Origin of the sequence: Paenibacillus woosongensis, from assembly GCF_030122845.1 — a bacterium.
GTDB classification, from domain to species: domain Bacteria; phylum Bacillota; class Bacilli; order Paenibacillales; family Paenibacillaceae; genus Fontibacillus; species Fontibacillus woosongensis_A.
The window spans coordinates 3637960-3649525 of the sequence record NZ_CP126084.1; the positions used below are offsets into that span (position 1 = coordinate 3637960).

8 protein-coding genes are annotated in these 11566 nt (G+C 52.0%); all 8 read right to left on the reverse strand.

The features are described 5' to 3' along the window. Positions 1-80: 80 nt before the first annotated feature. On the reverse strand, positions 81-1265 hold the full coding sequence (locus tag QNH46_RS16800) for a M20 family metallopeptidase (protein WP_283925285.1): 1185 nt from the start codon (positions 1263-1265) through the stop codon (positions 81-83). 45 nt (positions 1266-1310) lie between these two features. After that, positions 1311-2729 (reverse strand): MFS transporter, encoded by a 1419-nt coding sequence (locus tag QNH46_RS16805; RefSeq protein ID WP_283925286.1) that lies wholly within the window; start codon positions 2727-2729, stop codon positions 1311-1313. Then, on the reverse strand, positions 2730-3935 hold the full coding sequence (locus QNH46_RS16810; RefSeq protein WP_283928469.1) for a M20 family metallopeptidase: 1206 nt from the start codon (positions 3933-3935) through the stop codon (positions 2730-2732). Positions 3936-4063: 128 nt separating this feature from the next. Continuing rightward, positions 4064-5788 (reverse strand): ribonuclease J1, encoded by a 1725-nt coding sequence (gene rnjA / locus QNH46_RS16815; protein WP_283925287.1) that lies wholly within the window; start codon positions 5786-5788, stop codon positions 4064-4066. A 94-nt stretch (positions 5789-5882) separates the two neighbouring features. Beyond that, positions 5883-6071 (reverse strand): helix-turn-helix domain-containing protein, encoded by a 189-nt coding sequence (locus tag QNH46_RS16820; RefSeq protein WP_110932038.1) that lies wholly within the window; start codon positions 6069-6071, stop codon positions 5883-5885. A gap of 162 nt (positions 6072-6233) precedes the next feature. Beyond that, complete coding sequence (locus tag QNH46_RS16825) at positions 6234-8024, reverse strand: glycoside hydrolase family 2 protein (RefSeq protein ID WP_283925288.1); 1791 nt, start codon at positions 8022-8024, stop codon at positions 6234-6236. Between the two features lie 42 nt (positions 8025-8066). Continuing rightward, the gene (locus QNH46_RS16830) at positions 8067-9701 is read right to left on the reverse strand and encodes a response regulator (RefSeq protein ID WP_283925289.1); all 1635 of its coding nucleotides are present in this window, start codon (positions 9699-9701) and stop codon (positions 8067-8069) included. 22 nt (positions 9702-9723) lie between these two features. Then, positions 9724-11559: a cache domain-containing sensor histidine kinase gene (locus tag QNH46_RS16835; RefSeq protein ID WP_283925290.1), complete on the reverse strand. Its 1836-nt coding sequence runs from the start codon at positions 11557-11559 to the stop codon at positions 9724-9726. Between the last annotated feature and the right edge of the window lie 7 nt (positions 11560-11566).

Below are 11566 nucleotides of genomic sequence, written 5' to 3' on the forward strand. Positions count from 1 at the left end.
TTGAAAAAAGCCGTTCCAGCAATCATCAGCCTGATCATTGCCGGAACAGCCCCATAGGTTGTGGTTAGGCTCTCTGCCTATTACGTCAGACCATAATATCCGCACACAACTTCACCGACGGATTTGGCTGCCACGAGCAAAGCCTCTTCGTCGATATCGAACTTCGGATGGTGGTTGAAATAGACCTCGTCCGTATTTTTAGGCTTACAGCCAATGTAGAAGAAGCAGCCCGGGATTTTCTCCAAATAATAAGCGAAATCCTCCGATCCGGACAGCATATCCGCCTCCGAAACGGCGGTCAGATAATCACCTACGCCCCGGTTCAGATACTTGACTACATTGGCGGTAACTTCTGGATCATTGTAGAGCGGAGAATAATCCGCCGTATAAGTCAGCTCGGCCGTTATGCCGAACATGGCCTCGATCCCCTTCACAATCCGGTGAACTTCCTTGTCGATCAGCTGCTGTGTTTCTTTGGTCATATAACGGACATCGCCTTCCAGTACAACCGAATCCTTAATCACATTAAAGCTCCCTTTGCCGTCAAAAGAGCCGATCGTAACGACCCCTGTCTCGAACGGATTCAACCGGCGGCTCACAATCGTCTGGGCTGCAGTAACGAAATGACTGGCTGCCACAATGGCATCATTCGCCAAATGCGGGGAAGAGCCGTGACCGCCTTTACCATGAACGATCATTTTGAAGTAGCTTCTCCCCGCCATCGCATAACCGCTGCGATAACTTACTGTTCCTGCTGGCGAGGTTGGAAACAAGTGTATGCCGAAGATTTGATCCACATCGTCCAGCAGTCCCGATTCAACAATGGACTTGGCTCCTCCCGGAGGAGTTTCCTCCGCATGCTGGTGAATAATCTTGATCGTTCCTGGAATATCCTTCTTCAACTGAATCAGACAATCGGCGAGCACCATCAGATAGGCGGTATGACCGTCATGGCCGCAGGCATGCATCACACCCGGATTCTTGGAAGCAAACGGCAGCCCCGTCTGCTCCATAATTGGCAGAGCATCGAAATCGGCGCGAAGCGCAATCGTCTTGCCGGGCTTCCCCCCGCGTATCGTTACGATCATTCCGTAGCCATCCCAACCCCTCTGAATTTCTACATCTTTGCCTTGATAGAAATCGGCTATATATTCCGAAGTCGCTTGTTCATGAAAAGACAGCTCGGGATGCGCATGCAAATGCCTTCGTATATCAATGATTTCTGCCTTTCGGGACTCAAGCATGCTAAGTAATTGATTACGCATATATACGTCCCCCGTTTGTTTATTTATTCATAATGAATTCATCAATTACACTTTTTGCGGTTTAATTATTCTCTGCTTCTTCTGCTCCTCTGACCTCATGCCGCCGGGGATCATGGCCAAAACAGCGAATATGGACAATACGCAGAAAGCGACATTAACAAGCAAACCTGTAGATGCCGCCAATTCTAAGTTGCCAGCAGCTGCGATGGCTCCGTACACAGCTGCGGAAATCGCCACGCCAAAGGCCCCGCCCAGAGAGCTGGCCATCTTGTAGATGCCCGACGCGATCCCAACCTTATCGGAAGGCGCATTGGTTACAGCTGTATCCGTCGAAGGCGTGGCATACATGCCAAGGCCGATCCCGAATAGTGCAAAACCGACAAACACCACGATGGAATAGAGGAATCCTTGTATAAATGTACAAGCAGCCAAGGCGATCCCGACCCCTGTGATCAGCGTGCCAATCAGCATCGGTGTGCGAGCGCCAATTCTTTGCAAAATCTTCTCCCCGACCCGAATCATGGCCAATACACTGACCAAATATCCGAGGGATAACATCCCGGTAGTAAAAGCAGTAAAACCCCGGCCGACTTGAATATACGTATTGGTGACAACAAGCGTACCAGCGACCGCGTTCAACAGGAAATTGGAGATCGTTGCACCGGAGTAGGCTTTATTCTTAAACAGTGAGAAATCGAAAAAGCCTTTGCCAGCTTTATGCGTTTCAATCCTAAAGAAAATATAGGAGAACAGCAGGAAGCCAAACATTAAAGCTATCGTGATCACGCTAGTCCATCCGAACGAAGCACCCTGAGTAATGATCAGGTTCAAAGAGACCATGGCAACGATGAAGGCAAGCAGACCACTAGTGTCGAATTTGGAGCTGCCGCTTTGTTCAAACTTGCTCTCAGGGGTCCCTCTCATGAGGAAGATCCCAATTATGGCAATCACAATCGAGAAAATGAAAATCCAACGCCATCCCAAATAGGTAGCAATTGCACCCCCAGCAAACGAACATACACCCGATCCGCCCCAAGAGCCGATCGACCAATAGCTTAGCGCCCGCTGGCGATCCGGCCCCTCATAGTAGGCTTTTACGATAGCCATCGTAGCTGGCATAATACATGCGCCAGACATCCCTTGGATGATACGGCCAATAATTAACAGAATGGAGCCTTGAGCAAATACAAGGCATAAAGAGCCAATGATGCTAAGCACCATTCCGATGTTAGTCAGCTTCATGCGCCCATACTTGTCCGCCAGCCCTCCGGCAACCACGATAAAAATCCCGGAGAACAAAGCCGTCAAGCTGATAGCGATATTGATAAGATCGAGGGAGATCCCGAGATCATCCTGTACGGCAGGCACAACATTAACCATGGATTGAGCAAACAGCCAAAATGTTAGCACGCCGAATACAATCCCGAGGATTAGCTTATTTGTGCCGTGATATGGAGTGTCCATTTATTTGTCGTCCTCTCTTAGGTAGTCTATAACTACAGCGCCCATCGCTTCTGCGGCAATAAGCATACAGTCCTCGTTAATATCGAATTTAGGATGGTGATGTGGATAGTATTTGCCGTCAGCCGGCATCGCTCCCACATAGAAGAATACGCTTGGGCGTTCCTTAGCATAATAAGCAAAATCCTCCGATGGCGGCTGCGGCTCGCAGCGTTCAACCCCCGTTACTCCAGGTATGGAACTGTTCTTTAACGACTCCGCTACAAATTCCGTCAACTTCGGATCATTGTACAGCACCGGATAATCATTCAGATAATTCAGTTCATACGTAATTCCGAACGTCTCCTGCAACCCCTCCAGCTTATGGCGAATTTCCCGCTCAACCAGTTCTCTCGTTTCTTCCGTCATCACCCGCACATCGCCTTCCAGTTCAACGGAATCTTTAATGACATTGAAACTTCCCTTGCCATCAAAGGAACCAATTGTAATTGATGCTACATCAAACGGGTTCAAGCGGCGGCTAATGATCGTCTGTACAGCCTGAACAAAATAACTGCCAGCGACGATTGCGTCATTTGCCAAATGAGGCGAGGACCCATGTCCGCCTTTGCCATTTATTTTTACTTTGAAGTAGGCCCGGCCGGTTTGTATGTTCCCTTCGCGATAATAGATTTTGCCCGTCTCCATCGTGGACATGACATGGATGCCGAACACATGATCGACGCCATCCAGGCAGCCGTCCTTGATCATTTGTACAGCTCCGCCTGGAGGCTTCTCTTCTGCATGCTGATGCAGAATAACCACCTTCCCCCGAAGCTGATCCTTCATTTCGATCAAAGTTTCGCCCAGAATCAGCATGTAGGCGGTATGTCCATCATGGCCGCAGGCATGCATAACGCCCGGGTTCTCCGAGGCGAATGGAAGGCCTGTCTCCTCCATAATCGGAAGCGCATCAAAATCGGCGCGAATAGCTGCGGTCTTCCCAGGCTTCCCGCTATCGATCGTAACGACGACGCCATTTCCGCCAACATGGTTACGCACTGTACAATCCTTATCGGCATAAAAATCAGCGATATACTTCGCTGTATTCTCTTCATGAAAAGATGGCTCAGGATGGGCATGCAAATAACGCCTGATCTCGATGATCCGCCCTTCCTTTTCGCGCAATCTTTGAAACAGTTGCTCCTTCAATTTAAATGCCTCCTTAATTTACCTTGCCAGGAAGTGTAGACATGCTTATATTTCCTGATTGTTGTCACATTCATACATGCAGCGTATAACGACAAACAGAGCCTTCCCCGGCGGGAAGACTCTGTGTATGAAGTAAAGTTAAACTTTTAAACTTCTAGAATAGAAGGCATAATATGCGGTGCTCGGCCTACTTCTTTCATGAAAAATCTGCGCATGATCCGGTGCGTCGACCGAACCCAGTCGGAGCGATTATACGCCTGGCGCTCTCCCTGCTTCGACAGGTTCCGCTTGAGCGACATTTCCGCACGCCGCAGCAGCGGACGGGCATCCTGCATGTAGACGAAGCCGCGGGTCACGATATCCGGTCCGGCAAGAATTTGCCCCGTCTCGGCGTCAATGGTCATAACGACGATGACGATGCCCTCTCTAGCCAATTCGCCCCGCTCTTCCACGAGCTCGTCCTCATAGGTTCTCATCTCTCCATTGCTAATAAAGACGTCACCCGACGGAATAGACCGGCCTTTCTTGGCGCGGTTGCGATAGACGGACAGCGTATCTCCCACATTCATCACGAAGATGCGGTCTTCCGGCAGCCCCGTCTGCATCGCCAGCTTGCGATGAGCGAGCAGCATGCGGTATTCCCCGTGAATCGGAATAAAATACTTCGGGCGGATCATGCTGAGCATAAGCTTTAAATCCTCCCGGTTGCCGTGGCCCGAAGTATGGATATCGATAATGGAGCCGTAAATAACATTGGCGCCTGCCCGCATGAGCATATCGATGCTGCGGTTAATATTCTGCTCATTGCCCGGGATCGGCGAAGAGGAGAAAATAACCGAGTCCCCCGGGTAAATCTGTACGGAGCGGTGCGCCCCGGAAGCGATCCGGCTCAGCGCGGCGTTAGGTTCGCCCTGGCTGCCTGTACAAACGATCAATACCCGGTTATCCTCATAACGGTCAATATGCTTCACGTCGATAAGCATGCCGTCGGGCACGCGGATATATCCGAGCTCCTGCCCGATTGTAAATACCTTCTCCATACTGCGGCCAATGACGGCGATTTTGCGGTCGCACTGCATCGCGGCCTCCACCACCTGCTGCAGGCGGTGCACGTTGGAAGCAAACGTTGCGAACAAGATGCGTCCCTCGCATTGCTTGAACGATTCAAGAATCGCATTGCCAACCTTGCGTTCGGAAGGAGTAAAGCCTTCCCGTTCGCTATTCGTGCTGTCAGCCAGCAGCGCCAGAACGCCCTCGCTCCCGACGCTCGCCATCTTGGACAGATCGGCGGGCTTGTCCTCCGGCGTGAAATCAAATTTGAAATCCCCGGTATGTACAACCGGGCCGTATGGCGTGTCTACGACGACCCCGAAGGCGTCGGGAATGCTGTGCGTCGTTCTGAAGAAATGAACGGCAAGATGCTGGAACGCATACCTGTCATTCTCATGGAACACATGCAGCTCGGCTTGCCCGAGCAGACGGTATTCCTCCAGCTTGGCCCGAACGAGGCCAATCGTCAGCGGACCGCCGTAAATCGGGATTTGCAGCTGCCGGAGCAGAAACGGTATGGCTCCGATGTGATCCTCATGTCCATGTGTAATAAACAGGCCTTTGATTTTGTGCTTGTTCGCAACCAGATAACTCATGTCGGGAATGATATAATCGATTCCAGATAGGCGCGAGTCGGGGAACTTCAAACCCGCATCAATGATAATGAGTTCATTTTTGTACTCCACGGCGTACATATTTTTACCGATCTCACCAAGGCCGCCAAGCGCGAAAATTCGAACCGGCGGGGGAGACGATTTAGGACGGCGCTGTGACTTCGCTGTCTTAGCAGTCTTCGCGGTTTTGCTAGCTTCTTCATTCATTATGTGCTTAATTCCTCTCTTGCAAAATACCGGTCACCAGAAGGGCCGGACTTTTTATGATAGTATTGTATGGCTCTCTATGTTTCGATGCTCTCTATAACTTTTCACCATGCTTCAACCGTTCAATCAGATCAAACAGATCGCTCCTCTTGACCCTCCAATGTCTGCCGATTTTAAAAGCCGGAATGACTCCCTCGTTCACCATCTTATAGGTTGTAACTTCACTAAGCTGCAAATAATTCGCAACCTGAGCTATCGTCATGATCTCGATTTCCGAATCCATAGAAATAATCTCCTCTATAGAACATTGGTTTGTATTCAATTATACTCAATTATACTCATAATAACTAATTATTTTTCCAAAACACAAAGCTGGCGCAGTTCAATCCTGCGCCAGCTTTGTGTTCAACCGCTTTATTCCATTCGTTTTAACCTAACTAATATATCAGTTCCGGCTTGCGCCCATAATGATTTGCCTAATTTGCTCCAGCGGGGCCTTAGGTTGCCTGTTGTACGTCAGAAGCCCGTTGATCTCCTGCTCTACGTCCGTAAGCTGGGTATAACAGAATCCTTGTACGACCGGGGAGGCGTACATCGGATCGACGACGTCCTTCAGCCGCTGTAAATAATCCTCTTCATTATCCGCGCCGGAATACCCCCAGCCTTCCCACTCGCTCGCCTTGAAGGCAATTCCGCCAAACTCCGTCACAAGGATGGGCTGGCCGGCATAGGCTGCTCCGCCGACGAAAATACGGCGATTCGCCGGCATGGCTTCTATTGTGGATTCTACTGTTTCGTATCGGGCCTCCAGCACCTCGCGGCGGCTCTCATAATCGTGAATGGTCACCAGATCCGTCGTCATATGCTCCCATCCGTCGTTATATACGACAGGACGCGTCTGATCGAGCGATTTCGTTAAATGGTACATGGCCAGACCGTGCTGCTGCTGCTTGGCATCAATCTGCACGTTCGGAACACCCCAGCTCTCATTCAGCGGCACCCATGTCACGATGCAGGGGTGATTGTAATCCCGCTGAATCACCTCCTGCCACTCGCTGGTAAACTGCCGCACGTAATTTTCGGAGTAGGCGTAAGCATTCGCGGCTTCACCCCAGACGAGCATGCCGATCCGGTCACACCAGTACAGGAAGCGCGGATCCTCCACCTTCTGGTGCTTGCGCACGCCGTTGAAGCCCATCTCTTTGGCCAGCTCCACATCCCGCTTCAAATCCTCATCACTCGGAGCCGTAAGGATGCCCTGCTCAAAATATCCCTGATCAAGCACAAGCCGCTGATAATACGGACGGTTGTTCAGGCACAGGCGTCCATTTTCAATAGATACCTTGCGCATCCCGAAATAGCTGTCCACCTCATCCAGCAAGCGGCCATCGCCGACCAGCTTGAAGGAAATATCGTACAGGTTCGGATGCTCCGGAGACCACAGGCGGCCCAGTCCATGCTCGGCAAAATCATGGAGATGGATGCTGCGGTGCTCCTCCGGGCGAAGCACCCGGTATCGGTCGGCAGCAATCCGCTCTCCTTGAAAAGACACCGTCACTTCAAGCTCCAGGTCTTGCATGCCACCCTGCACGCCTTCCACGAAAGTATGCAGCTGAATTTCATTCCGGTCGATATCGGGAGTCATGGCCACCCGCTTCAGATAAGCCTGATCTACCGGCTCGAGCCACACCGTCTGCCAAATTCCCGTAGTCCGCGTATAGAAAATACTCGCCGAATTTTCCAGCCAGTATTGTTTGCCACGAGGCAGGGTAATGTCCCGGCTGAAGTCTTCTGCGCGGACCGTGATCGTCTGGCCACCCGGAACAAGCAAATCCGTGATATCGGCCTGAAACGGCGTATGCCCGCCTTCATGGACAGCAGCCAGTTGCCCGTTAATCCATACTTTGGCCAGGTAATCGACTGCACCGAAATGAAGCATGATCCGCTTTCCGTTCCACGCCTCCGGCAGATCGAAGCTTTTGCGGTACCATACCACATCGTGGAACTCCGGGTTTCCGATGCCGCTCAGCTTGCTCTGAAATACAAAGGGAACTGTAATCGAATGCGGGTATGGAGCCGGGCCATCATTCCCGTACCATTTCTCCTTCTCCCCGATTCGGTCATCATCGAAGGCGAACCCCCACTCCCCGTTCAAATTGAGCCAATCCGCACGAACAAATTGCGGTCTTGGATATTCCTCTCGCGGAATCGATTTATTGTTCTGGATATTAGTCACTGATCTTTACCTCCTGTTTGTGTCAAGTCATATTCATCGCATTTACGCCTGGCCGCCGCTAGGATGCTCCGGCTCTTTGCGAAACTCGCTGCGGTAATCCTTCGGGGAGAGCTTCGCCTCCCGTTTGAACACGCGGTAAAAATGGCGCAAATTCGGAAACCCGGTTTCCTCAGCAATCGCCGCGATTTTATCATCGCTGTCCATCAGCCGCCGCTTGGCCTCTTCCATGCGAATCGCTGTCAGCCGCTCCACGAAGGTGGTACCGGTGCGCTGCTTGAACAGCGAGCTGAAATAAGCCGGGTTCAGATGCACCTGCCCCGCCACCTCGTTCAAAGTAATCTGCTTATGGAAATTGGACTCGAGGTACTGCAGCGCCTGCTCCACTGGGTCGTGCCAGGTTTCCAGCCTGGAATCGGCAATGCAGCGGGACAGGGCTGTCAGGAGCGTCCGGCACTCCATGATGAACTCTTCGCTCGACGTAATCGAGCATATATCGAATATGAGGCTGCGGATATCCCGCTCGCCCAGCCATGCCTTAGTTAAATTCAGCTTCTCGGCCGACTCGTAGAAATGGATCAGAAGCTTGCATATTTTCTGGTAGACGAGCTCGGGGCTCTTCGCTTGCCGGCACAGCCTGCCGATCTCCGCTTCCGCTCGGCTGGCCGCTTCTTCTACCCGTCCTTCCAGAACGGCGCGCTCCATCGCTCCCCAGGATTCGGGATCTTCCTCAAGGCATAAATCATGATCCCGACGGATCGTATCATACTGCAGCACCTTGTCGCCGCCGACGATCAGCCGGTAAAGCAGGCTGATTTCAGCATCACGGTAAGAATTCGAGATGGAATCGACCCCTTCAGCGACTCGGCCAACGCCGATCGTTACGGTGAGATTCGATAAGGAGGTGATCTGCCTGCGGATCGAATCGGCCAGCTCGATCAAGCCGCGGCTGTCCTTGCTGCTCAAATTGACAATGGCTGCGACCTCGGAATCAGAAAGCACGAGGCTATAGCCTTTCATCATCCGTTTGTTGACTATTTCCTGCACGAATTGACGGATATAGAGCTGGAACAGCGAGGGATCGGCTTTGAAATACCGCTCTGAGCCTATAGAACCCTTATCGAGCTTGATCAGAAAGCAGCAATAATAAGGCTGATCAAAATCAACGCCAATTTTGCGCAGCAGATCCACATGATGCTGCTGCACCATGCCGCGCATTAACCCCGCAATAACGGACTCGCTTACATGGCGGCGGATAAGCTCGTTCTCCTCCTGATCAAATTTCGGAGCCGCTGCCTTCCCCCGTTTTGCCGTCTCCTCCTTCAGCTTGCCGAGAATCCGTCCGAGCTCGCTTCGCTCCACCGGCTTCATTAAATAATCCTTGGCGCCATATCTCATCGATTGAAGCGCGTAAGTAAAATCTTCGTAGCCGCTGACCACGACGCATTCCGTTTGCGGAAACCGCTCCTTCACGACGCGCTGCAAGGCGATGCCATCCATCCGCGGCATGCGGATATCGGTTAAAATGACATCGGGATGCAGCACCTCCGCGCGGTCGAGGGCCTCATAACCGTCCGAGGCATCGCCGACGACCTCCCATTCCGGATCCAAGGACGTAATCATGGCCCGCAGGCCCTTGCGAAATATCTTCTCATCATCGACGATCAGAATTTTGGGCATAAGATTCTCCTCCTTGGTTAAGTCATGATGTGGAGTGGAACACAACCGGTTTGCAATCCTCCTCACGGGTCGGCATATGCTTAGCGGGAACCGTCAAAGTGACGCGTACCCCGCGGTAAGGCATGCTATCGATCGTAAGGCCGTATCTCTCGCCGTAACTAAGCACAAGGCGCCGATGCACGTTAAGAAGTCCGTTGCCCGTGGCTCCGCCAAGATTTCGAGAGTAGGCCAGCTTGTGCCGAATCTGCTCAAGCTGCGCGGTCGTTAGGCCGATTCCGTCGTCCTCCACGGTCAGCCGCAGCAGGCCGTCCTGAATGCCCCCGGTCAGGGAGATCCGTCCTTCGCCTACACCCTTGTCAAGTCCATGCTTGAAGGAATTTTCGACGATCGGCTGGATCATGAGGGGAATGGCTTCACAGTCCATCGCCGCCTCCTCGATATCCAGAGTGAAATGCAGCCGCTCATCGTAACGCAGCTTCTGAATCGCCATATACCGGCGGATATGCTCGATCTCGTCCTTGAGAACGACCCCTGACTGGTGGGCATTCAAGGAATACCTCAGTATGCGGCTCAGATTGGTTGTCATCGTTGTAATTTCCTTGCTGCCTTCCAGCTCTGCGTACATACTGATCGATCCGAGCGTATTGTACAGAAAATGAGGATTGATCTTGCTCTGCAGCGCAGCAATTTGCGCATCCTTCTCCCGAATCTCGGTTTCATAGAGCAAATAGCCGAGCTCGCTTAGGCGGGAGACCATTTTATTAAAAGCACTGCCTAGCTGGCCTACCTCATCCCACTGATTCACGGGAAACGCTACTTCAAGCTGGCCCTTCTCCACCTTTTTCATCAAGCGGCTCAGTTTGCGGATGGGGAGCGTAATCCGGTACGCCGTAAATACGGAGAACAGCATCGCCGAACCGACGCAGATGATCCCCATAATCGTGATGGAATTGCGAACCTGCAAACTGTCCTGCATCAATTCCGAAACAGGAACAGCCCCGACGGTGGTCCACTGCGTCAGTTCAGACGTAGCATAAGAGACCAGCATCCGTTCGCCGCCCGATTCCAGATGGGTTACACCTTCCCCGCGGAAGGAAGCCGCGGCTCCGTCAGCTCCTGGAATGACAGAGCCTTTGCGAATGACGAGATCGCCCTTGGCATTCGTAATATAAAGAGATTCTCTCCGACCAAGCTGTACCTGTGCCAAAATTTTCTCCACTACTGCCGGATCGACGTCAAGCACGATGTAGCCGAGCGTCCGCCCGCTGTCGAAGCTGCGCAGCTCCCTCACAATGGAGAACACCTCGTAGACCGAACCACTCGTCGGCTTAAGCTCGTGCGTCGTCAGAAAGATCGGCTCTCCAAAATGGCCCTGCGCCTCCTTCAGCCACTCCGCATCTTCATCCAGCTTATAGCTTGTAACGTACTGGCTCTCCGGCATAACGACATAGGATGCCCCTTTAGAGCCGTAGAGCGAGACGCCCATAATATCGATTCGTCCATTCAGGAACACCTTGGACACGAAATTGTTCAGCAGACTGATTTCTTCCAGGCTTAAGGACGCCCCCGGCTTTCTTTCCGAGGCCAAATAATCGAGGATATCCTGGTACTGGTAGGGCATCAGCGAGAGCCGGTTCAACTCCTCCATATAAGTGTCGATGTTGAGCGTGATCTGCTTCATCGTCTGCAGCTGAGATTCGCCGACATTCGCTTCCATCGTTCCCCGAAAGCTAGTGAACGCATAGACGCCAAGCGCCCCGAGCGGGATTACGATCAGAACGGAGTTAATGAGGATCAATTTCTGCGCCAGCTTCAAATTTCTCAGCCATTGTATTCCTCGTCGCAATTTCGTCATCATAGCTGTC